The 22133-nt window shown below is 62.4% G+C and carries 27 protein-coding genes; 17 read left to right on the top strand and 10 right to left on the bottom strand.

Features of this window, described 5'->3' with window-relative positions:
• Positions 1-185: 185 nt before the first annotated feature.
• From V3388_RS03375 to V3388_RS03365, 3 genes are all read left to right on the top strand, one after another.
• The gene (locus V3388_RS03375) at positions 186-1475 is read left to right on the top strand and encodes a hypothetical protein (protein WP_336366106.1); all 1290 of its coding nucleotides are present in this window, start codon (positions 186-188) and stop codon (positions 1473-1475) included.
• 110 nt (positions 1476-1585) lie between these two features.
• Positions 1586-2005 carry a hypothetical protein gene (locus V3388_RS03370; RefSeq protein WP_336366105.1) on the top strand — a complete coding sequence of 140 codons (420 nt, stop codon included), beginning with the start codon at positions 1586-1588 and terminating at the stop codon, positions 2003-2005.
• A gap of 103 nt (positions 2006-2108) precedes the next feature.
• The gene (locus tag V3388_RS03365; protein ID WP_336366104.1) at positions 2109-2420 is read left to right on the top strand and encodes a hypothetical protein; all 312 of its coding nucleotides are present in this window, start codon (positions 2109-2111) and stop codon (positions 2418-2420) included.
• Positions 2421-2681: 261 nt separating this feature from the next.
• On the opposite strand, the gene V3388_RS03360 is transcribed toward V3388_RS03365, so the two are convergent.
• On the bottom strand, positions 2682-3854 hold the full coding sequence (locus V3388_RS03360) for an MFS transporter (RefSeq protein ID WP_336366103.1): 1173 nt from the start codon (positions 3852-3854) through the stop codon (positions 2682-2684).
• 100 nt (positions 3855-3954) lie between these two features.
• Here V3388_RS03360 and V3388_RS03355 point away from each other — a divergent pair, with 100 nt between their 5' ends.
• Both V3388_RS03355 and V3388_RS03350 read left to right on the top strand, forming a co-directional pair.
• Positions 3955-4839 carry a LysR family transcriptional regulator gene (locus tag V3388_RS03355; protein ID WP_336366102.1) on the top strand — a complete coding sequence of 295 codons (885 nt, stop codon included), beginning with the start codon at positions 3955-3957 and terminating at the stop codon, positions 4837-4839.
• A 396-nt stretch (positions 4840-5235) separates the two neighbouring features.
• Positions 5236-5949: a hypothetical protein gene (locus V3388_RS03350; protein ID WP_336366101.1), complete on the top strand. Its 714-nt coding sequence runs from the start codon at positions 5236-5238 to the stop codon at positions 5947-5949.
• On the opposite strand, the gene V3388_RS03345 is transcribed toward V3388_RS03350, so the two are convergent.
• Positions 5870-6460: a pyridoxamine 5'-phosphate oxidase family protein gene (locus V3388_RS03345; RefSeq protein ID WP_336366100.1), complete on the bottom strand. Its 591-nt coding sequence runs from the start codon at positions 6458-6460 to the stop codon at positions 5870-5872. The genes V3388_RS03350 and V3388_RS03345 overlap by 80 nt on opposite strands.
• A 129-nt stretch (positions 6461-6589) precedes the next feature.
• On the opposite strand from V3388_RS03345, the gene pdxR reads away from it, so the two are divergent.
• On the top strand, positions 6590-8089 hold the full coding sequence (gene pdxR, locus V3388_RS03340) for a MocR-like pyridoxine biosynthesis transcription factor PdxR (protein ID WP_336366099.1): 1500 nt from the start codon (positions 6590-6592) through the stop codon (positions 8087-8089).
• A 191-nt stretch (positions 8090-8280) separates the two neighbouring features.
• Positions 8281-8613: a 4a-hydroxytetrahydrobiopterin dehydratase gene (locus V3388_RS03335; RefSeq protein WP_336366098.1), complete on the top strand. Its 333-nt coding sequence runs from the start codon at positions 8281-8283 to the stop codon at positions 8611-8613.
• A 6-nt stretch (positions 8614-8619) separates the two neighbouring features.
• Here the strand turns inward: V3388_RS03335 and nei are convergent, their stop codons facing one another.
• From nei to V3388_RS03315, 4 genes are all read right to left on the bottom strand, one after another.
• Complete coding sequence (gene nei / locus V3388_RS03330; RefSeq protein WP_336366097.1) at positions 8620-9462, bottom strand: endonuclease VIII; 843 nt, start codon at positions 9460-9462, stop codon at positions 8620-8622.
• 73 nt (positions 9463-9535) lie between these two features.
• Positions 9536-10207: a LutC/YkgG family protein gene (locus V3388_RS03325; RefSeq protein ID WP_336366096.1), complete on the bottom strand. Its 672-nt coding sequence runs from the start codon at positions 10205-10207 to the stop codon at positions 9536-9538.
• Positions 10204-11649 (bottom strand): LutB/LldF family L-lactate oxidation iron-sulfur protein, encoded by a 1446-nt coding sequence (locus V3388_RS03320; RefSeq protein WP_336366095.1) that lies wholly within the window; start codon positions 11647-11649, stop codon positions 10204-10206. Before V3388_RS03320 ends, V3388_RS03325 begins: the two co-directional genes overlap by 4 nt.
• Positions 11646-12485, bottom strand: coding sequence for a (Fe-S)-binding protein (locus V3388_RS03315; RefSeq protein ID WP_336366094.1), 840 nt, complete (start codon positions 12483-12485; stop codon positions 11646-11648). Before V3388_RS03315 ends, V3388_RS03320 begins: the two co-directional genes overlap by 4 nt.
• A 252-nt stretch (positions 12486-12737) precedes the next feature.
• On the opposite strand from V3388_RS03315, the gene V3388_RS03310 reads away from it, so the two are divergent.
• The 7 genes from V3388_RS03310 to V3388_RS03280 all read left to right on the top strand — a co-directional run bounded on the left by V3388_RS03310 (position 12738) and on the right by V3388_RS03280 (position 17630).
• Positions 12738-13502, top strand: a complete 765-nt coding sequence (locus V3388_RS03310; protein ID WP_336366093.1) for a GntR family transcriptional regulator — start codon at positions 12738-12740, stop codon at positions 13500-13502.
• Between the two features lie 118 nt (positions 13503-13620).
• Entirely contained in the window at positions 13621-13920 is a 300-nt protein-coding gene (locus V3388_RS03305; protein ID WP_336366092.1) for a SelT/SelW/SelH family protein, read from the top strand.
• Between the two features lie 21 nt (positions 13921-13941).
• Positions 13942-14487, top strand: coding sequence for an RNA 2',3'-cyclic phosphodiesterase (thpR, locus tag V3388_RS03300; RefSeq protein WP_336366091.1), 546 nt, complete (start codon positions 13942-13944; stop codon positions 14485-14487).
• A 112-nt stretch (positions 14488-14599) separates the two neighbouring features.
• Entirely contained in the window at positions 14600-15367 is a 768-nt protein-coding gene (locus tag V3388_RS03295) for a ParA family protein (RefSeq protein ID WP_336366090.1), read from the top strand.
• Between the two features lie 57 nt (positions 15368-15424).
• Complete coding sequence (locus V3388_RS03290; RefSeq protein ID WP_336366089.1) at positions 15425-16090, top strand: alpha/beta hydrolase; 666 nt, start codon at positions 15425-15427, stop codon at positions 16088-16090.
• Complete coding sequence (arfB, locus tag V3388_RS03285; RefSeq protein ID WP_336366088.1) at positions 16084-16497, top strand: alternative ribosome rescue aminoacyl-tRNA hydrolase ArfB; 414 nt, start codon at positions 16084-16086, stop codon at positions 16495-16497. The genes V3388_RS03290 and arfB overlap by 7 nt, the downstream gene beginning before the upstream one ends.
• Positions 16498-16622: 125 nt before the next feature.
• Positions 16623-17630, top strand: a complete 1008-nt coding sequence (locus V3388_RS03280; RefSeq protein ID WP_336366087.1) for a zinc-dependent alcohol dehydrogenase family protein — start codon at positions 16623-16625, stop codon at positions 17628-17630.
• Here the strand turns inward: V3388_RS03280 and V3388_RS03275 are convergent.
• From V3388_RS03275 to V3388_RS03265, 3 genes are read right to left on the bottom strand one after another with little or no spacing between them, the layout of a single operon-like run.
• A complete protein-coding gene (locus V3388_RS03275) occupies positions 17620-18126 on the bottom strand; it encodes a DUF4112 domain-containing protein (protein ID WP_336366086.1) in 507 nt (168 codons plus the stop codon). The genes V3388_RS03280 and V3388_RS03275 overlap by 11 nt on opposite strands.
• A 2-nt stretch (positions 18127-18128) precedes the next feature.
• Positions 18129-18776: a DsbA family oxidoreductase gene (locus V3388_RS03270; protein ID WP_336366085.1), complete on the bottom strand. Its 648-nt coding sequence runs from the start codon at positions 18774-18776 to the stop codon at positions 18129-18131.
• Positions 18773-19099 carry an antibiotic biosynthesis monooxygenase family protein gene (locus V3388_RS03265; protein ID WP_336366084.1) on the bottom strand — a complete coding sequence of 109 codons (327 nt, stop codon included), beginning with the start codon at positions 19097-19099 and terminating at the stop codon, positions 18773-18775. The genes V3388_RS03270 and V3388_RS03265 overlap by 4 nt, the downstream gene beginning before the upstream one ends.
• A gap of 148 nt (positions 19100-19247) precedes the next feature.
• On the opposite strand from V3388_RS03265, the gene V3388_RS03260 reads away from it, so the two are divergent.
• From V3388_RS03260 to V3388_RS03250, 3 genes are read left to right on the top strand one after another with little or no spacing between them, the layout of a single operon-like run.
• A complete protein-coding gene (locus tag V3388_RS03260; protein WP_336366083.1) occupies positions 19248-20009 on the top strand; it encodes an SDR family NAD(P)-dependent oxidoreductase in 762 nt (253 codons plus the stop codon).
• A 29-nt stretch (positions 20010-20038) separates the two neighbouring features.
• Entirely contained in the window at positions 20039-20698 is a 660-nt protein-coding gene (locus V3388_RS03255) for a TetR family transcriptional regulator (protein WP_336366082.1), read from the top strand.
• A 49-nt stretch (positions 20699-20747) separates the two neighbouring features.
• Positions 20748-21770 carry a ribonuclease Z gene (locus tag V3388_RS03250; protein ID WP_336366081.1) on the top strand — a complete coding sequence of 341 codons (1023 nt, stop codon included), beginning with the start codon at positions 20748-20750 and terminating at the stop codon, positions 21768-21770.
• On the opposite strand, the gene V3388_RS03245 is transcribed toward V3388_RS03250, so the two are convergent.
• Positions 21724-22098 carry a DUF2750 domain-containing protein gene (locus V3388_RS03245; protein WP_336366080.1) on the bottom strand — a complete coding sequence of 125 codons (375 nt, stop codon included), beginning with the start codon at positions 22096-22098 and terminating at the stop codon, positions 21724-21726. The two genes, V3388_RS03250 and V3388_RS03245, sit on opposite strands and share 47 nt — an antisense overlap.
• Positions 22099-22133: the final 35 nt, after the last annotated feature.

Raw genomic sequence — 22133 nt, 5'->3', positions numbered from 1 at the left:
TGAAGGTGCTCGATGATTACGTAGCAGGGATGGCCATACTGGGCTAAGCTGTTGGTTTGTTGATTCACGTGTAGTGCGATCGATGGTTCAAAGCCAGTAAAAATGATCCGTTCAAATTTGAGCAATTATAAAGCGCGCTGCCAAAATCTGTTATTTGTTCCAAGCAGGCAAGATTAGGAGGATTTGTGTCAGACCAGAGGATAAAAATTCCAAGAGCTTCGGATAAAATACTAATTGCCTGCTTCAAGGACCTCGCAAAGATTACCGGTGTTAATCAGATAAGTATAAGTGCACTAGGATTTAATAACATAGGCTCAGTAGATCTTAGCAAGGAGTTTCCGAGTTCTCTGGATTTAATTCTTAAAAAGAATTCCGCTATCATCGAGACAATTTCACTAAACTGGCCGGGTTTACCTATCACGTTTTATCGTGGGGGTAATTACCAGGCGCAGGAAAAGTCTGGAATATATGATGAAGTAGTGATACGGCAGAATCAGAACCAAGGGAGTCATGATAGCGAAGAGGTGATTGAAGTAATTTCGGCCATAAACAAGAAGCTGAAAGCGTTCGATCCCAAAAGATCCGCTTCTGGCACTATGAGTGAGGAGCACGCCCACTTTGAGGCGATTCATAACTCTAATATTGAGCGGCTTGAACTTCTAAACGAAGAGCTGATTAAGAGTACTCACGAATACCGATTAAAACTAGATAATGATCAACAGCAACGATTAAAGGACCTGGAAGACGAGTTTGAAAACCGAAAGAAAGAGCTTCAAGAAAAAATGGAGGAGCAAGAGTCTAAGATCAAAGTAAGGGAAAAGATTTTAGACGAAGAGAGAAAAAAACTTGATGACAGTAATAATACTCACGCACGCCGTGAAATTCGAAAAGATATACTTAAAGAAATAAAGGCTAGACAGGACAAGTTTAGTTTGACTGAAGGGACAAATAAGTTACGAAAGCCAATCGCTGTAGCGATGATTGCATTAATTGCAATCTTCACTTTTTTGGGTTCTGTATCCGCTCTAGAATTCTACGATATACTCAGATCATCAGATATGAGCAAGATCTTAATCGCAAGCGTCAAACAGTTTATATATACAGGCGGTGCGGTTGCTTCAGTTGTGTTTTTGATCCGGTGGATGAATCGATGGTTTGAGTTGCACTCACAATCTGAGTTTTATATGAAGCAATTTGAGCTTGATATGGAGAGAGCGAGCTGGCTTGTAGAAACGAGCTTGGAATGGAAGGATGCTAAAGGCACTGCCATCCCTACCGAATTGTTGGAAAGCCTGTCGAGAAATCTATTTGTCAATGAAGGTCAAAAGGTGGAACAGGTTCAACATCCTGCTGATCAGTTGGCATCCGCGTTAATGGGAAGCGCTTCTGGTGTTAAACTGAAAGCCGGAGATTCATCAATTGAAATTGATCCAAGGAAGCTCGCTAAAGCCAAACCGATCGAGCCAGGCTCGTAGCAAGTCGGATTAGTTTTTTACGGCCCGCGGAGCTTCCACCGAACGGCTTTTTTCCGCTTCAACATGTAAAAAGCTCCCGTTTATGCAAGCGTTACGTTTAAAGGGAAGGCATGAAATTAAATAAGCTGCTATCGCTTGATTTTATGCAAGGTTTTCAATCTCTACTGGAGACCGATTTCGAGCACAAGCTGTTCGTTGCGAGCTTAAGAAATTATGCCTCACATGGGAACCCACTTCGTTTCCATAACTTTGCTTTTTCAATGAGAGAACTGGTATTGCACGTTATTGAGAGAAAAGCACCAGCCAAGCAAGTCAGGGTTGCCAATTGGTATGAACGTGAAAGCAAACAACACGAAGTAACGAGGCGACAGCAATTGAAGTACTGTGCTCAGTCAAATATTGCCGGTGCGTATTTTGATAAATATGTCCAAGAAGATATAAGTGATCTAATCTCTGAGTTCTTGAAGGAGTTCAATTTCTTTAATAAATATACTCACATAACTGAAAAGCATTTTAAATGCCTGCCCTAAGAAATTCTTTGACGACGCTAGGTCCGTAATCAAAATTGCAAGTGATTCCTTAAGTCAAATTAGTAACCTAGAGCGAATTGTAATTGAATCACTGGAAGATAAAGTGGAAGATTCAGTAATTTCTACCGCAGTTAGCGCCATTCCCGAAAGCTTATCTTTGCTTGCGCCCCATGTGTTCGTTGATTACTCAGAGGTCGAAGATATTGAATGCACAGGTATCGATCATGAGTTCATTTATGTGACAGCAACCGGCACAGTGCATGTTGATCAAGAATACGGCCATAAGGGTGATTCGTGTACCATCAGCGCTAGTTATCCATTTTCACTTAGGATGAAGGCTCATGTAGCGAACCCTGATGAATTTTCGGTCGTAGGTGAAGAGCTAAACGTGGACACATCTTCCTGGTACGAATAGAACTCAACAGTTGCCGGTTGTCAGATGTGCATTGCTCTGAGCACCTTACTGACCGAAACTGCAAGCGTTGATCGCACCATTTGAATGTCCGCTTTGCGACCTTCGGGCCCAAAACTCTCAAACATTCGGAAGCGTTGGTCTTCTCTCACTCAGTCATTATCCAAGGGCAGTTCAAGGTCAACGGTCAATGGCTCTGAATTCAACTTTGAAATAGTCACAACAGACCTCTCTGGGCCTCCCGTTCGGGAGGCCACTCACGTCTTATGCGGTCGCTGTTTGACGGTTGTCCAGCGATGCTGAAAGCCGAGTCAGCAGAAGCGCGCTCAGGACGATAACGCCGCCGATCCAGGGCGTATTGATCAACCCCATGCCTTCGACTACGTGGCCGCCAAGCCAGGCGCCGCCTGCAATACCGACGTTGAAAGCTGCGATATTCAAACCCGATGCAACATCGACGGAGTGCGGGGTATATCGCTCGGCCAGCTGCACCACATAGACCTGCAATCCGGGCACGTTGCCGAATGCAAAAGCGCCCCAAACCAGTAACGTGATGACGGCTGCAATGGGGTTGTAGGCGCTAAATGTGAACGCAAACAGGATCGCTGCGAGGCCGCCAAAGATGATGTACAGGGCTGAAGTCGGCCCAAGACGGTCTGCCAGCTTTCCTCCCCAGATGTTGCCGGTCGCTACGGAAACGCCATAAATCAGTAGCAAGATACTGACGACGCCAGAAGCAAACCCAGTCACATCTTCCAGAATGGGCGTGAGGTAGGTGAATGCGGTGAAGGTGCCGCCATAGCCGACTGCGGTCATTGCGTATACGAGCAACAGTCTGGGATGAGTAATGACCTCAAGCTGTTGGCGCAGAGTAGCTGGAGCTGATTGTTTTAGGTTTTTGGGCACAAGGAAGGCGCTGCCGACTAAGGCGATTGCGCCAAGCACAGCCACGATCAGGAACGTAGCGCGCCAGCCAAAGGTCTGCCCGATAAACGTGCCCAGAGGAACGCCTGTAACCAGTGCCACCGTCAGGCCGGTAAACATGATGGCTATTGCGCTGGCCTCTTTGTCTTTTGAAACAAGACTGGTCGCAATCGTTGATCCAATTGAGAAGAACACACCGTGGGCGAGCCCCGTCAGGATTCTAGCGGTCATCAGCGAGGCGTAATTTGGGGCCATCCAGGCAAGCACATTACCGATGATGAAAAGACTCATCAGGGATAGCAGAACCCACTTTCGATTCCAGCGTCCTGTTAGTGCAGTAAGGACAGGCGCGCCAACGGCGACACCAAGAGCATACAAGCTGACCAAGAGGCCGGCTGAAGGCAGGGTAACGCCCAAATCCTGGGCGATGGTGGGGACCAGACCGACAATCACGAATTCGGTGGTCCCGATTGCAAAGGCGCTTAATGTCAGCGCAAATAATGCAATAGGCATAACGGTTCTCCATTGGAGTTGATTGACGCTGCCTAGTGTGGTCTTACATACTTTTGCGATAAATGGCACCTTTCGAAAAATACTTTTGCGGTAAATGAAAATGAAGAGCCGGTCGGACGATCTCTTTTTTCTGCTCTCAGTGGTGGACAGTGGCAGCTTCAGTGGTGCGGCGGAGCAACTGGAAGTGTCTGTGACTCGGGTTTCGCGAGCGGTTACACGGTTAGAGGCATCCTTGAACACCACACTTTTGAATCGAACGACCCGCAAGGTGGCGCTGACAGAGGAAGGGCATTTGTTTGTAGAGAAGGTGCGGGGTGGTTTGGCCACGCTGGAAGAAGCTGAGGAGCAGCTAGCTATTCGAAAGCAACGGCCAGCCGGGCGGTTAAGAGTGGATGCCGCGAATCCGTTCCTGTTACATCAGATCGTTCCGCACGTGCGGGAATTCAGAGAAGCCTATCCGGACATCGAGCTTGAGCTGACGGCCAGCGACCAGATCGTAGATCTCCTAGAGCGCCGGATCGACATCGCAATACGGATCGGCTCTCTGGATGACTCGACTCTGCACGCCCGAGTGCTCGGTCGCTCCCCACTGTCAGTAGTTGCATCACCGGAGTATCTGAAACTTAGTGGTGGTTGTGCCTCGCCTGCCGACCTGCAAGAGCACGACATCATTGGCTTTACTGCACCTGAGTCGTTGAACATTTGGCACCTGGGCGAGGGAATGAGGGTGAGACCGACGATTCGAGCGAGTAGTGGTGAAGCTGTTCGACAACTTTGCCTGCAAGGCAATGGAATAGCCTATCTCTCACGTTTCATGATTGCCGAGGATGTCGTAAAGGGACGCTTGGTTGAATTGCTCGATGATTACGTTGCCCGACCAAACCCAAGAGAGCTGGTCAGCGCGGTCTACTATCGAAACACAACGCTGGCGTCGCGTATTCAAGTGTTCCTGGATTTCTTTACTCACCGTTGGCGAAGTCTTTGATGGACTGTTTACCTGACAAAGTAGACGCGAATCGCTTTCGCAGGGGCATGCCATCGAATGTTCGCTTTGCGACCTTTGCTGTCACCTTCCGACCTCAATTACCGGCGACTGTGGTCCCCTAATCACAAAAAACCCTACCCCAACGGCCCCCACTTACCCACACAATCTGTGGATAACCTTGTTGGCAATCGCAGGACATCCCGTGCAAACCGCTCAACCGCAGGGCCTGGCAGCAGGCGGTGCGGTTTTAACCAGGGCGCTGCCAGCGGGGGATATCTCGGGGCGGTGGCAAAACCCGACTCTGCCGGCCAGTGCGATGTCGCAAATTGGCAAGGGTGAAAGCGCCGGTCTCTGGCAGGGTGGAGGTTCCGATGGTTGCCCGCAGAGGAGTCCCCCATGATCGGCTTCCCCATCGCCCTGTTCGTTGCCAACGGTGTGGAGTGGTACGCCCACAAGTACGTGCTCCACGGCACGCCCTACGCTCGTCCGGTTCCGGGCCGCACTCGCTACAGCCCGTCGCCGCAGCTGATGAAGAGCCACTGGGAGCACCACAAGGTGGTTCGAACCGAGGCTTACCGGGATGACGGCTACGCCGAGGGGCTGGCGAACTGGCGCACGCGGGGCGAGGTGGTTTCCCTGCTGAAGCTGACGGCGGTGACGTCCCTCGCTTTCCCGGTGGCCCCGTTCTTCACCCTGGGTACCTACTACGCCGCCGCCCGGTACTTTTACGTGCACCGGCGTTCCCATCTGGATCCGGCCTGGGGCCGCAGGGCCATTCCCTGGCACTACGACCACCACATGAACACCAACCAGGACGCCAACTGGTGCGTTACCCGCCCGTGGTTCGACTACCTGATGGGCACCCGGGTGGTCGCCAATCCCGAATGGGCCGAGACCAATCCCCTGGGGTTGGCCCTGCCAGCTGTGTTGGAGCGCCAGCTGAATCGCGCCGCCAGCGCGTTGGCGCCCGCCGCCGTGGCGGGCAGGCAGGCGCTGGCCGGCTATCGCCAGCGGCTTGCCGGGCACCGGATCACGCGGGCAGCGTTCCGTGCCATACCGGCAGGGCTTCGTCTTCCGGCTCTTCGTTGGGGCCACCGGTCCGGCTCTTGAACGCGCCTTCCCGGATGGGCAGGCGGAACAGGGCGGTGGCCTTGCGCTCCCGGGCGTTGGGGGCGCGTACCTGGTCCCAGCGGCCGGGCTCAAGCTGGTTGATGATGGCCCGGAACGCGGCGTCAAACGCGGTGTCGTCTGTGACCGGTTCGGCCCGGCCAAAGAGCAACACCGAGGCGTAATTGGCGCTGTGGTGATACGCGGATTTGGTCATCACCCACTCCCGGGTCACCGCCAGGGACACGCACAGCTCCGCGCCGGAGGCCAGCACCCGGGACAGCCGACCGCCGTTCAGGCAGTGCAGGTACAGGTCGTCGTTCAGGCGCCAGGCGGTCATCGGCACAATTCTCGGCTCGCCGTTTTCCACAAAGCCAACGTGGGCGGTTTTCAGCGCGTCGATCAGCTCGTAGGCCCGGGCGCGGTCGTCGCTGGCCCGGTGGGCGGCACGGCGAACCTGGCTGCGGGGGCATTGGCTCAAGGGGGCGGCTGTGGGCTGGTCCGGGGTCGGCATTGAGGGGCTCCTGGTGTTGATCGTGATGGAACGGCGGCGAATCCTCCCGCCATCTGCTGGTATTGAAGCGGGAATCTGATACCGTCAAAAGATCCAGATTCTGAAATTCCATGGGACCAGTTACCCACCATGCCCACGATCAACGTCACCGACGATGTCACCCTTGAGGGCGACGCGCCCCTGCAGGGCCAGCTGTACCAGCAACTCAGCGAGCGCATCCTCGATGGCCGCTACACGCCAGCCAGCCGCCTACCCTCAAGCCGCCAGCTTGCGGCGGATCTCGGCGTCAGCCGGAACACCGTGAATGCGGTTTACGACCAGTTGAAAGCCGAAGGCTTTGTCCAGGGCCAGGGCGGCCGGGGCATCTTTGTGCACCCGGACCTGCACCGCCGGATGCCACCCTGGTCCGCCGGCACCCGGCCGGGCACGGCCTCCACCCATCGTGAGACGCGCCCCCTTGCCCGGCCCCGGCCGGCCGCCCTGCCCTCCGTTCCAGCCATGCCGCCGGCGTTCCAGAAGCGCGCCCTCAAGGTCAGCCAGGACGCCAGCCTGCCGTTTCAGCCCGGGCTGCCGGATCTCGAGGCGTTTCCCATCCGGGCCTGGAACCGGCTGCTGCATCACCAGGAGAGCCGCCGCAGCCTCCAGGGGTACGGCGATGTTCAGGGCTACCGGCCGCTGCGCCAGGCCGTGGCGGGCTACTTGCGGGCCTCCCGGGGCGTGCGCTGCACGGAAGACCAGGTGATCATCACCCAGGGCGCGCAGCAGGCGTTGTCGCTGATTGCCGATGTGTTCCTGGGACCCGGCGACCGGGTGTTCTGCGAAAACCCGGGGTATCGCGGCGCCCGCTATGCCCTGGGCCGGCATGGCCACGAGCTGGTGCCGGCGCCCCTCAAACACCAGGCGCTGGACGTGGACGCCCTGCCCGCCCTGGGCCCCGCGCGGCTGCTGTCCTGCACCCCCACCCACCAGTACCCGATGGGTGGCGTGCTCGATCTGTCCCAGCGGCTGGCCCTGGTGGACTGGGCCCGGCGCCATGACGCCTGGATCATCGAGGACGACTACGACAGCGAATTCCACTTTCACCACAAGCCGTTCGCGGCGGTGCAGGGCCTGGTGGATCAGGCGCCGGTGCTGTACGTGGGCAGTTTCAGCAAGACCCTGCTGCCGGCCTTGCGGGTGGGTTATCTGGTGGTGCCGGAGCCGGTGGTCGCACCGGTGCTGTGGGCAAAACAGGTGAGCGGTGGCGAAACCCCGCTGCTGATCCAGAGCACCATTGCCGAGTTCATCGACAGCGGCCAGTTCCAGCGCCACCTGCGGCGCATGCGCCAGCTCTACCGGGACAAGTGGCAGGCCTTTCAGGACCGGGTACACCGGCACCTGAACGGGGCTTTCACCCCGGTGGCGGAAAGCGCGGGCATGCATCTGGTTCTGGAGGCAACGGCGGATCTGGACGACGTGGCGCTGCACCAGTGGTTGCGGCATCACCGGCTTGGCAGCACGCCGTTGAGCGCGCACTTTCTTGGCACGGAACACCGGCCCGGGCTGGTGATGGGCTTCGCCAGCGCCAATGAACACCACATGGACGAAGCGACCCGGGCTATGGCACGGTGGGTGTCAGAGCCGCGTTGACGGACGCTGCCGAAAACCGATCACGGCGCCCACGGTTACCCACACAAACTGTGGATAACCTTGTTGGCAAGGCCAGAATAGCCCGTGTAAAGCGCGCAACCGCGCCGCCTGGCGCTGCGCGTTGGTTAATTGATCAGGCCGGGCATTCCAGGCCAGGCAACCACGCCAAACCGCGAACGAGGAGATGTCCCATGGATCTGAAAGACGAAGTCCTCAAACCCTGCCCGAAAGGCACCCCGATCCTGACCCCGGAAGAACAGCAGGCGCTTCTGGCCACGATGACGGACTGGTCGGTGACCCAGCAGGACGGCGAAGACCAGTTTATCAAGACGTTCCGGACCAAGGATTTTGCCGGCGCGCTGGCCCTGGCCAACCGGATTGGTGAGCTGGCGGAAGCGGAAGATCACCACCCCACGCTGGAAGTGTCCTGGGGCAAGGTCACCGTGCGTTGGTGGACCCACGCCATCGGCGGCCTGCATCGGAACGACGCGATCATGGCCGCGCGCACCGACGCGCTGGCCTGATCCGCCTCAGCCCGGCGCCGCCTGGCAGGCCGGGCAGTAATACAGGCGCCGGCTGGCCACCTGGGTTTTGACAATGCCGGTGCCGCATTCATGGCACGGCTCGCCGCTGCGGCTGAACACCATGTGCCGGCGGCGGGCAAAGGACCAGCCTTCGCGCTTTAGGCGCTCGGCCCGCTCCGGGTCGTTGGTGATGCCTTTGAGGCGGTAGGTGCGTTCGATGAGCGTCAGGGTGGCGTCAGCGAGCCGCCGCAGGGCGTCGTCATCCAGATCCTTCGGCCGGGCACCCGGCGCAATCCGGGCCTCGAACAGGATTTCCGAGCGCAGGTAGTTGCCCACGCCGGCCACAAAGCCCTGGTCCAGCAGCAGCCCGCCCAGGGCGCGGCCGCGAAAGCGTTTGTCCTGAAACACGGTGAGCAGGTTGTCGGCGGTGACCGGCTGGTTCACCGGGTCCGGCCCGAGGCGGGCGATGTAGTCGATGTCATGCAGGGCATCCGGCCGCACCAGGCGGATGTCCGAGGCGCTGTACAGGCGGGCCGCCTTGCTGGGCCCCATAATGGCAAACCGGAGCTGCCGGTTGGTGCTCGGCTCGGTGGCGGACCGGCCGGTCTGCCACTTGCCGTACAGCTGATTGTGGCTGTACACGCACCAGGGGCCGTCGTCGTCGGTGCCGTCAAAGTGCACCAGCACGGCTTTACCCCGGGCGTCCACGGACGCCACCCGCCGTCCGGCCAGCAGGCCTTCAAACGGCTTCAGGTGGTCGAACGCAAAGAACACCCGCTCGGCCACCTCGCCGCCCACGGCATCACGAATTCCATCGACCATGCGCCGGATTTCCGGACCTTCTGGCATAGGCTGCTCCCCCGTTGCTGTTGGAGGGCATACGGCCTGGCCCGGTCATCAGATGACGCCATCGGATGAGGCCTCAGGCGTCCGTCAGCACCAGCACCACCAGCTCTTTGGGGCCGTGGGCGCCGTAGGCCAGCACCTGCTCGATGTCGGCGGTCTTGGACGGCCCGGACACCAGCAGCGCGTTGGTGGGCATGCCGTCCGCCCAGCGGTGTTTCTGCATCACCGTGTACAGGTTGTCCTCGATCTTACTGGCCTTGAGCAGGGCGATGTGCAGCGGCGGCAGCAGGCTCATCAGACGGGGCTCGTGCCGATCCGGCCACAGGATCAGCGATCCGGTGGCGGCGATGGCACCCAGGGTGCCGGTGACGCTGGCCTCCACGTTCCAGAACAGCTCGTCTTTCCATTCCTCGATCGGCCGGTCGTAGGCCAGCAGGGTCTGGCGGGCGCTGGCGGCCTGCCAGTGGTCCGCCAGTTGCCGGCCATGGGCCGTGCCCGGCGCGTGCAGGAGGTTGGTCAGCCCACGGGCATCCAGCAGGGCCTGCACTTGGGCGGGCCAGTCCGCCGCGGTGACCTCGTGGACCTCAGTACGCACCGCCTCCATGAGCGTGCGCAGCCGTTGCAGCCGGTCCTCCGGCGCGTACTGCCAGGGCCGGGTCACCAGGTTTTCGTCAAAGGCATCCGGGCGCGGCGAGGTGCCGGCCAGGCCGGCGCGGAGTTTGTTCAGAATGGTGTCTCTGGCGCTCATTGCTGGCCCTCCCGCTTCAGGTGGTCGCGGGCCAGGTCGTGCAGCGAGCGTTTTGCCGGCACCGGCGCGGTGTGGTTCTCGGTCCAGGGGCCGACGTTTTTCGGCGCCAGGGCGCGGAACCGGGTGGCCGCCCACAGGAAGCTGCGGTACAGGCCCGGCCTGGTGTTCAGGGTTTGCCACACCCGCCAGATGGCCCGCTCCTTCGGCGAGTATTTCGCGCCGCCGTCCCGCACCGCCGGGTGCTCATCCGGGGATTTCACGTTCTCTTCCCGCAGCCGCTGCAGCAGTTCCGGGATGGGGATTTTCACCGGGCAGACTTCGCCGCAGGCGCCGCACAGGGACGACGCGCTGGGGTGGTCCGGCACCTTTTTCAGGCCCACCATGTGGGGTGTGACGATCTTGCCGATCGGGCCCGGGTACACCTCGCCGTAGGTGTGGCCGCCCACCCGGGTGTACACCGGGCAGTGGTTCATGCAGGCGCCGCAGCGGATGCAGTTGAGGGTCTGGCGCAGCTGGGCGTCGGCGAACGCGCCGCTGCGGCCGGCGTCCAGCAACACCAGGTGCACTTCTTCCGGGCCGTCCAGCTCGTCCGCCTTGCGGGGGCCGGAGATCATGTTCACGTAGGTGGTGATCGGCTGGCCCAGGGCCGAGCGGGTCAGCAGGGACAGCAGCGGCACCACGTCCCGCAGGTTCTCCACCACTTTTTCAATGCCGGTAACGGCAATGTGCACCGGCGGCGCGGTGGTGCTCATGCGCCCGTTGCCCTCGTTCTCCACCAGCAGCAGGGTGCCGGTTTCGGCGATGGCAAAGTTGACGCCGGAGACGCCCACATCCGCCTCCAGGAATTTTTTGCGCAGGGTGCGCCGGCCAATCTGGATCAGCTCATCCACGTCGGTGGTTTCTTCCACCCCCAGCTTGTCGTGGAACAGTTTGGCCACTTGGTACCGGTTCTTGTGGATGGCAGGCATGATGATGTGGGACGGCTTTTCATGATCGAGCTGGACGATGTACTCGCCCATGTCCGATTCCAGGCTTTCGATGCCCCGCTCGGTGAGGAAATCGTTCATTTCCATTTCCTCGCTGACCATCGATTTGCCCTTGACCACCAGCTTGCCCTGCCGGGCCTCGATGATCGAATGCACGATCCGGTTGGCCTCTTCCGTGGTCTCCGCCCAGTGCACCTTCACGCCGTTGGCGGTGAGCCTGGCTTCCAGCTGTTCCAGCAGGTCCGGCAGTTTGGACAGGGCCCGGGCCTTGATCTGGTTGCCCATCTCCCGCAGGCCTTCGCGCTCTTCCTCGTCCGGGAAGGCGTCCGCCCGCTTCTGCATAAGCGAGTCCATGGCGGTGCGGAAGTTGGTGCGCAGCTGACTGTCCGCCAGGGCCACTTCGGCCCGGCCCCGGAAGCCGCCGGTGATTTCGGTGATGGGGATACGCTGGTTCATGGCCGGCCCTCCGTTGATGCGCTGCCGGCCACCCGCTCCCACAGGAAGCTGGCCAGGTGTCGGCCCCGGAACGGGGTGCGTTGCTTATCCAGGGAGCCGTTGATGTTCATCAGGCAGCCGCCGTCGGCGGTGACCATTTCGTCCGCGCCGGACCCGGCCAGTGAGCGGGTCTTGTCCAGCACCATGGCGCCGGAGACTTCCGGCATGCGCACGGAGAAGGTGCCGCCGAAGCCGCAGCATTCGCTCTCGTGATCGTGGTCCACCCGCTCCACGTTGTTGAGGGTGGCCAGCAACTCGCGGGCGTGCAGGTGGGTGTTCATTTCCCGGCGCGCGGAGCAGGAGGTGTGCAGCGCCACTTTGGTGGGCTGGCCCTGGTCCGCCCACTGCACCTTGCACACGTGCAGCAGGAACTCGGTCAGCTCGTAGGTGCGTTCGGCCAGGTCATCCACCCGGCGGAGGGTGTCGGGTTCATCGGCGAAGACCTCCCGGTAATGCTGTCGGAACATGCCGGCGCAGGAACCGGACGGCACCACCACCGGCAGGCCGGTATCCAGCAACTCAAGCTGGGCCCGGGCCACTGCTTTGGCTTCCTCGACGTAGCCGGAGGTCCACGCCGGCTGGCCGCAGCAGGACTGGGCCTGGGGAAACTGGACGCGAATGCCTTCCCGCTCCAGCAGGCGAATGGCGTCCAGCCCCGCCTCCGGGAAGAACAGATCCACCACGCAGGTGCCGAACAGGATCACCTCCGCGGGTTTATCCGGGTACTGGCGGGGTTGCGGGCGCGGCGGCGCCACCCGGGTGGCGTTGGGGGCAGCGTCGTAGAACAGCTCACTCATCCGTGGGGCCTCCGATTGAGAACAGGCGGGGCGGGCGCTTTCAGAAATTGGTCATACCAATTACCATTTGTTAGAGTTGTACAGTATTCGACCGGACAGAAACCTGTCAAAAATTCCTCGTCAGACCTTCGTCTGAGTTGGGCGCCGGCCCCTGTTCAGGCGCGATCATCTTGGTTACGATAATTGGTCAGACCAATTTCTGAGCGGCTCCCACCGGGCCGCGACGCAATGCGCCGTGACGAAAAGGGCACCATGAAACCGATCACCCCGAAGCGACTGGCCGACACCATCGTCGAACAACTGGAAACCCTGATTCTGGAAGGCACCCTGGCCGCCGGCCAGCGGCTGCCGCCGGAGCGGGCCCTGGCGGAGCAGTTTGGCGTGTCCCGCCCGTCCGTCCGGGAAGCGGTACAGCGCCTGGCGGCGAGGGGGCTGCTGACCAGCCGGCAAGGCGGCGGCCATTACGTGAGTGAGCAACTGGGCACCAGCTTCAGCGATCCGCTGATTCCCCTGATCGAATCCCGGCCGGACGCGCACCGGGACTTGCTGGAGTTCCGCAAAACCCTGGAAGCGGACTGCGCCTACTACGCCGCCCAGCGTGCCACGGAGGTGGATCGGCAGCGCCTGACCAGCGCCTGGCAGGCACTGGACGCCTGTTACGCCGGCAGCCCGGAACACGTCGAGGCCGAGGGCGCCGCCGACGCCGCCTTCCACATGGCCATCGCCGAGGCCAGCCACAACCTGATCCTGTTGCACACCATGCGTAACCTGTTCAGCCTGCTGCGGCGCAACATCGTCACCAACATCGGCGGCATGAACGCCCGCCCGGCTCCCACCCGGGAGCACCTGGCCCGCCAGCATGAAGCGCTCTACCGGGCCATTCTGGACGGCCAGGCCGAGCAGGCCCGGGCCCTGGCCGGCGAACACATCAGCTACGTGCAGCAGGCCATCTCCGAACAGACGGAAACCGAGCACCGCAAGCAGCGGGCGCTGCGGCGGGAACGGGCCGGCGGCTAGGCCCCAGGCCGGCCAGACCAGTATCCGCGCCCGCCCGGCGGGACAGGCACCGCCGGTGCGCGGTATGCTCTGCGAAGACGTTTCGCCCGATCGCACGCACTTGTTCAGGACGACCACCATGACCACCCGCATCACCCTGCACTACTGCACCGGCTGCAACTGGCTGCTGCGCTCCGCCTGGATGGCCCAGGAGCTGCTGACCACGTTCGACGGCCAGATTGATGAGTTGACCCTCAAGCCCGGCACCGGCGGTATTTTCGAGGTGTACGTGAACGACACCCGCATCTGGTCCCGCAAGGACGACGGCGGCTTTCCCGAGATCAAGGTGCTCAAACAACTCGTGCGGGACCAGATTGATCCGGACCGGGACCTGGGCCACTCCGACCGCAAGCCGGCCGACGCCGGCAGCGCGTCCTGACGGCTGGCCCAGTAGCGCCTTATGCCCCGACTGTTCTTCGGCCTTGAGATTCCTCCGGACACCCGCGACGCGTTGCTGCGGGTACAACAGACGCAGGCCGCCCTGGCCGGCGCCCGCTGGCACCGGGACAGCCAGCTGCACCTGACGCTGGCGTTTCTTGGCGAGGTGCCGGAGGGCGCCGTGGCGACCGCCGTCGAGGCCGGCCGGCAGGTGCGGGCCGAGCCGTTTTCGGTGCAAGTACAGGGGTTGGGCTGCTTTGGCGATCCGGAGCGCCCGGGCATCCTGTGGGCGGGCGTGGCGCCGGAAGCGCCGCTGGCGGCACTCCACCGCCGGCTGGCGGACGCCCTGGCACAGCAGGGGCTTGTGCTGGAAGACCGCCCGTACCGGCCCCACATCACCCTCAGCCGGTTTCGCCGCTCCGCCGGCCCGGTCACCGGCCTGCTGTCGCAGTATGCGGGCACAGAATTTGGCGCATTGCCGGTCTCGGGTATGGCGCTGTTCCTGAGCTCACCGGGCTCGGTCTACTCCGTGCTCGAGCGCTTTCCGTTCGCCGGAGAAGACGCCTGAGCCACCCGTTACCCGACCGACGAACCCCGCTGTCACAAAAGATTCATCAAGCGCCTGACCCCGCTTGGTAGGCTTTAGACCGATTCATGATCGGCCGTCTGGAGCTGCCTCCATGAGGATCATAGCGTTTTACAGTCCAAAAGGCGGCGTGGGCAAAACCGCCGCCGCCTTCAACACCGCCTGCCTGGCCAGTGCTGCCGGCAACCAGACCCTGCTCTGGGACCTGGACCCACAGGGAGCTGCCAGCTTTTACCTGGCCGGCGCCACCCCAACCAAGGGCCGCAAACTCACCAAACTGATGGCCCAGGATACGCCCATTGCCCGCGCCATCCGGGAAACGGACCAGCCCAACCTGACCTTCCTGCCGGCCCACGGCAGCTTCCGCCACTTTGACCTGCGCCTGGACCAGGCCGACGACCCGGACGTGCTCAAGACGCTGCTGGCGCCGCTCTCGGAAGACACCGGGCTGGTCATCCTGGATTGCCCGCCGACGTTGTCGCGGCTGACCGAGCAAGTACTGGCGGTGGCGGACCGGGTGTACGTGCCGGTAGTGCCCACGTGGTTGTGCCTGAACAGCTGGTCCCAGCTTCAGGCGTTCTGCAAGGACAAAAAACTGGGGCACAAGAAACTGCGGCCGTTTTTCTCCATGGCGGACCGGCGCAAATCCCTGCACCGGGATCTGTTGGGGCGGGCGTCTGAACTGCTGGACCAGGCACTGCCGGTGACCATCCCCTACGCCAGCGCGGTGGAAAAAATGGGGGAGCAGGGCCAGCCGTTGCAGAGCCTGGCGCCCCGCAGCCGGGCAGCGGCGGCCTATCGCGCGCTCTGGCAAGCCATCGAGAAAGACCTGCGGTACCGCAAGCCCCGGCGCAAACCATGAGGCGCACCCCCGGTAAGTGGTAGAGTAAGGGGCTGATTCCTTTGATACGGAGCCCCCATGCCCCTACTGGACACCCTCACCCTGGACACCGGAACCGACCCGAAACACACCGTGATCTGGCTGCACGGCCTGGGCGCCAACGGCCACGACTTTGAGCCGGTGGTGCCGGAATTCGCGTTCGCGCGGGAGCGGCCGGTTCGGTTTATCTTTCCCCACGCCCCAGAGATGCCGGTGACCATCAACGGCGGCATGGTGATGCCCGCCTGGTACGACATCCTGGCCATGAACATCGATCGCAAGGTGGACGCCGAGCAGCTTCGGGTCTCCGCCGCCCGGGTGGCCGAGCTGATTGACGCGGAAATCGCGCGGGGCGTGCCGCCGGAGTGCATCGTGCTGGGGGGCTTCTCCCAGGGTGGCGCGGTGGCCTATGAGCTGGCCCTGACCTACCCGAAACGCCTGGGCGGGCTGTTCGCCCTGTCCACCTATTTCGCCACGGCGGACTCCATCACCCGGAACGAGGCCAGCGAGGGCCTGCCCATCTTTGTCGCCCACGGCACCTACGATCCGATCGTGCCCGAAGCCCTCGGTAAACGGGCGGCGGACTACCTCGCCGAACTCGGCTACGAGGTGAGCTACCACACCTATGGCATGGAGCACAGCCTGTGCCTGGAGGAGGTGCGGGACATGGACCGGTTCCTGAACGAGCGCCTGAGCGCATGTTAACGCTCTCCAACGCCGTCACCCTGGCGGACTGGGAGATCCAGATCACCCAGATCCGCGCCCAGGGCGCCGGCGGCCAGAACGTCAACAAGGTGGCCTCGGCGGTGCACCTGCGCTTCGATATCCCCCACTCCACCCTGCCGCCGTTCTACAAGGAGCGGCTGATGGCGCTCTCGGACAAGCGCATCAGCAAAGAGGGTGTACTGGTGATTAAGGCGCAGTCTTTCCGCACCTACGAACAGAACCGGGAAGACGCCCTGGAGCGCCTGAAGGCGCTGATCCTGGACGCCGTCAAGGTGCAGAAAGCCCGCCGCCCGACCCGGCCCACCAAAGCCTCCCAGCGGCGCCGGGTGGACAAGAAAACCCGGCGCGGGCAAACCAAAGCGCTGCGGGGCAACGTAGAACCGTGACCTGAGTACCCTGACCTGAGTACCCTGACCTGAGTATCTGGAACAGAGTGGCCTGACACGAGCACCCGATCCGGCGCCCTGTCGGCCCCCATCATTCACACCAGCGTGTAACCGGAGGAGATGCCATGAAACTTGCCTCGCTCTCAACACCCGGAGGCCTCGACAACCTGTCCATCACCGATGCCCCGGACCCCGGCGAACCCGGCCCCGGCCAGATCCGGGTGCGCATTCATGCCAGCTCCCTGAACTTCCACGACTACGGCGTCGTGACCGGCGTGATTCCCACCGCCAATGGCCGGATTCCCATGGCGGACGGCGCAGGCGTGGTGGAAGCCGTCGGCGAGGGCGTCCAGGAATTCAACGCCGGCGATCACGTGGTCTCCACCTTCTTCCCCCACTGGCTGGACGGCCCGGCCCCCATCGACAACTTTTCCACCACCCCCGGCGACGGTGTGGACGGCTATGCGCGGGAAGTGGTGGTGGGGCCGGCCCACGGGTTCACCCACGCGCCGGCCAACCTGAACCACGCCGAATCCGCCACCATCACAACCGCGGGGCTGACCGCCTGGCGGGCGCTGGTGGTGGACGGCGGCCTCAAGGCCGGCGACACCGTGCTCACCCTGGGCACCGGCGGCGTGTCCATCTACGCGGTGCAACTGGCCAAGATGATGGGGGCGCGGGTGATCTCGACGTCGTCCTCCGATGCCAAGCTGGAGCGGCTGAAAACCCTGGGGGCAGACGAGGTGATCAACTACCGGAGCACCCCGGACTGGGGCAAGGCGGTGCAGGAGCTGACCCACGGCCGGGGCGCCGACCACGTGATTGAAGTGGGTGGACCGGGCACCCTGCCCCAGTCCATCGAGGCGGTCAGCATCGGCGGGCACATCTCACTGATCGGCGTACTGACCGGCCGGGCCGGCGACGTGCCCACGGCCCGGCTGATGGCCAAGCAGGCGCGCCTGCAGGGGCTGATCGTGGGCAGCCGGGCGCACCAGCAGGCAATGGTCCGGGCCATCGAGGCCAACGGCCTCAAGCCGGTGATCGATCGCCAGTTTCCGCTGGCCGAGATTGCGGACGCCTTCCGCTACGAAGCCTCCGGCGCCCACGTCGGCAAGATCTGCCTTACGATTTGATGGCCAGCGCAACGCCGCCGGTGACCACCGCAATGCCCAGGGTCAGGCCGATCAGGGTGGCCCAGGGAAACGGCGGTGGCGGCGGCTCCACCGCCAGTTGCTCTTCCAGATGCTGGCGCAGCAGGCGGGTGTTGCGGGTGTTGGCCTTATAGATGGCGTCAAACGCATCGCCCACCACCGGCAGAAGCCCGCCAACAAAATCGACGCCCATGTTGCGCAGAATACGCAGCTTGACCGCCCGGCTGGCCCCCACTTGGTGGGCCTCCACCAGCACATAGGCGGACAGCACGAAACCGGCCGCGTCCCCGACCACTGGTATCAGGCCGATGATCGCGTCCAGCCCGATGCGGAACCGGGTAAACGGCAGGCCAATGCTGCTGTCGGTCAGCCGGCTGAAGGTCTCCAGGCGCCGCAGCGTGGCCCGCTGGCGCGCCTCCACTGGGTTGGGCGGCACGCTGCCCGGGTTCGCCCCGCTGCCCGTGCGCGGACGGTCCATGGTCAGGCCACCTCGCTCGCGATGTCCCGGAACGCCCGAACCAGGGTTTCTGGCTCCTGGGCGCCGGAGATCAGGTACTTACCATTCACGATGAACGCCGGCACGGCGGTGACGCCCGCCTGCTGATACATCGCTTCTTCTTCCCGCACGGTGGCGGCGTAGTCCTCCGAGTCCAGCACCGCTTCGGCGGCCTGGCGGTCCAGCCCAGCGGCTTCAGCGCAGGCCAGTAGCACGGAACGGTCGGACACATCCTCGGCCCGGCCGAAGTAGGCCTCGAACAGGGCCTGCTTCATCGCCGTCTGGCGGCCCTGCTCGCCGGCCCACTTCACCAGCCGGTGGGCGTCAAAGGTGTTGCAGGTAAAGCGCTCCTGCATGCGCTCGAAATTGAGGCCAAGATCCTTCGCCACCGCCATCATCTGGGTCTGATTGGACCGCATCTCATCCTCGCTGCGGCCGTATTTGCGGGCCAGTGCCGGCAGGATCGGCTCGCCCTGGCCGGCGTGATCCGGGTTCAGTTCAAAGGCCCGCCACTGGACGTCAAAACCCAGCTCCGGGGCCAGCTCCGACATGGCCCGTTCCAGACGGGCGTAGCCAATAGCGCACCAGGGGCAGGCGATGTCGGATACGATATCAATGTGCATGGACGTCATAACGTCTCCTGTTGGGATGGCGGAGTGACAACCCACTCCGGATCTTCAAACTCGCCGATCCGGCGAATCTCCACAAACGGCGCCGCGCTCTGGATGATGGCCTTGATGGCCTCGTTCGGCTCCCGTTCCATGGCGTCGCGGCTGGCCTTGCTGTCCCACTGGGCGATGGCGATCAGCCGTTTCGGATCGCCAATCATGCGGTGCAGCTCGGTGCCTCGCGCGCCCGGCGCCTGCTGGATCAGCTGGCTGGCGCGTACCCAGGCGTCCGCGTAGTCCTCGGCGGTGTGGCCGTCTTTGATCAACACTTCAAAGATGTACTTCATGCCGCCTCCTTTGGTTTCCTGCCCCCATCTTACGCTCTCCCGGCACACCGGCCAAAAGCCTCAAAAATAAATAACCTGGGGTTATTTACAGACAGCAACGCCATCTCGTATATTAAGTAACCATCGTTCACTTAAAAGGCAGCGCTCCATGGACTACGTACTCATCACCGGCGCCAGCGCCGGCATCGGCGAAGTGTTTGCCCGGGCCCTGGCGGCCCGGAAACAGAACCTGATTCTCGTTGCCCGCCGGGAAGACCGGCTGACCGCCCTGGCCCAGGAGCTGAGCGGACAGCACGGCATCACTACCGAGGTGCTGGCGGCGGACCTGGCCAGCCCGAGCGGGGTGGAGACCGTCACCCAGGCCGTGGCCAACGGCGGCTGGGCCCTGAGCGGTCTGATCAATAACGCCGGCTTCGGCGACCGGGGCCGCTTCTTGGAGCTGTCGCTGGAGCGACAGCTCAACATGATCCAGGTGAACGTCACCTCCCTCGTGGCCCTCACCTGGTCCCTGCTGCCCAACCTGAAGGCCCGGCCGGACAGTTTCATCATCAACGTCGCCTCCACCGCCGCCTTCCAGGCCGGCCCCAACATGGCCATCTACTACGCCACCAAGGCGTTCGTGCTGTCCTTCTCCGAGGCGCTGCACGAGGAACTGCGTGGTGACGGCGTGGCGGTCAGCACCCTGTGCCCGGGCGCAACCGATTCCGAGTTCGCCGCCGAAGCCCACATGACGGATACCAAACTGTTCCGTTCCGGCACCATGTCCGCGGTCGCGGTGGTGGAAGCCGCCCTGGCCCACCGCCAGCAGGCCATCGTGATTCCGGGACTGCGCAACCGGTTAATGGTATGGTCCGGCAAACTCTCTCCCCGCTGCATCACCCGGCGCCTGGCCGGCTGGCTGCAGGCGTAACGGACGACACAACGCATGATTGAGGCACAATGACATCCTGCCCGATAACAAGCCGCCTGCGGGGCGGCAAACAACGGGCCCGCTCCGAGGCGGACAAACTCGCCCGGGAGCAGCAGATCCTGGATGCGGCGGCCGGCCTGTTTGCCCGCCGCCGCTACAGCGACCTGACCCTGGCGGACGTGGCGGCCGCCAGCGGGCTCACCAAGGCCGCGCTGTATCGCTATTTTCGCAACAAGGAAGTGCTGTTCATTGCGGTCTACCAGCGCGCGTTTACCGAGCTGGTGGCTGACGCAAAGGCGCGCGCCCCGCTGCGGCTCCCGGACGATCTGGCGGGCCGGTTGGTGGCGCACCCGCTGTTCTGCAGCCTGTCGGCGATTCTGCACGTGGCCCTGGAAACGGGGCTCAACGACCACGAGGCAAAAGCGTTCAAGGGCTTTTTGCTGGCGCAGTCGGCCGAGCTGGCTACGTTGATTCAGGCCGCCAGCGGCAAACCGCCGGAGGCCTGTTTTGCCTTCCTGATGCGGTGCCAGCAGGCGCTGATTGGCTGCTGGCACATGAGCCATCCGCCGGAGGTGGCCCGCCGGGCCATGGCTCACCCGCCCCTGGACGCCTTCCGGATGGACTTTGAGCCGACGCTGCGGGCCCATCTTCAGGCGCTTTACGACGCCTTCACGACGTCATCGCCCTGAGCCTCAAGGGCAGGCCGCCCTGGCATTCACCCCCAACGGAGCGCACCCCATGGAGTTCACGTTTCTCGGCACCTCCGCCGGTACCCCGACCCGGGCCCGTAACGTTACCGGTTTGGCCCTTTGCCATGGCAGCCCCCGCCATTGGTACCTGGTGGACTGCGGCGAAGGCACCCAGCACCAACTGATGCGCACCCGCTATTCGGTGCACCAGCTGCGGGCCGTGTTCATTACCCACGTGCACGGTGATCACACCTTCGGCCTACCCGGACTGCTGACCAGCGCGTCCATGATGGGGCGCACCGAGCCGCTGGACGTGATCGCGCCGCCCGGTGTCCACCGGTTCGTCCGCTCGGTGCTGGAAAACAGCGACTCCACCCTGAGCTACCCGGTGAATTTCCTCGATTCGGAAGCGGCGGATTTCGAATGGCAGGACGACCACACCCGTGTGACCACGGTGGCGCTGTCCCACCGGGTGCCGTGCCGGGCGTTTGTGTTTACCGAAACCCGCCTGGAACGCCAACTGGACAAGGACCGGCTGCAGGCCGACGGCGTGCCGCCCGGCCCGGCCTGGGGCGAGTTACAACAGGGAAAGGACGTGCTGTTTGACGACGGCCGGCTGATCCGAAGTGACGACTACACCCGCATCCCGAGAACCGCCCGCCGGCTGGTGGTCGCGGGCGACAACGACACCCCGGACCTGCTGGAAGCGGCCTGCACCGACGCCCACGCGCTGGTGCATGAAGCCACCTACACCCAGGCCGTCTCTGACCGGGTTGGCCCCTGGCCCCAGCACAGCTCCGCGGAGCAGGTGGCGCGTTTCGCACAGCGGGTCGGCCTGCCCTCGCTGGTGCTCACCCACGTCAGTTCCCGCTATCAGTCCGCGCCCGGTGCCACCCCCAACATCCGGGAACTGGCGGCCGAAGCCCGCCAGCACTACGAGGGCACGCTGTTCCTGGCCCGGGATCTGGAGACTTACCGGCTGCAGAAGGACCTGACGCTGACGCACCTGGACGACGAGCCGAAACCTACATCATCGCCTGAAGGTCCCGCCGAAGCTCCTCCGGCTCGGTGATCCACAGCTCACCGTCGGCGCCCGGGAACACCCCGACGTCGAGGCCATCGCCCGTCAGCCCGGGCACCCATTTGCGGAAAAAGTCCGGCAGCGAAATCGCCTTGGGTGACAGATCGCCGGCTTTCGCCCCATAGGCTTTGGCAAACGCCTCGCTGGGCCAGACCGGCAGGTAGGCGGCGCCCTCGTCTTCGGACACAATTTTCAGGAACTGATTGCTGGCGTTCACCAGGATCCACACTTCCCGTTCCTCGAACACCTGGTCCAGGAAGTAGTCGTATCGGGCTTCGCCATCAAGGGCGAGGATGGCGTCCAGGGAATCGTTGCTCATGGAGAGTCCTTGTTTACGTTTTGAGCCCGGGGATA

The sequence above is a fragment of the Marinobacter sp. C2H3 genome, from assembly GCF_037080155.1.
Classification (GTDB): domain Bacteria; phylum Pseudomonadota; class Gammaproteobacteria; order Pseudomonadales; family Oleiphilaceae; genus Marinobacter.
Note: the sequence above shows the minus strand (reverse complement) of the source record. Positions and strands in the feature narration are given on the sequence as shown.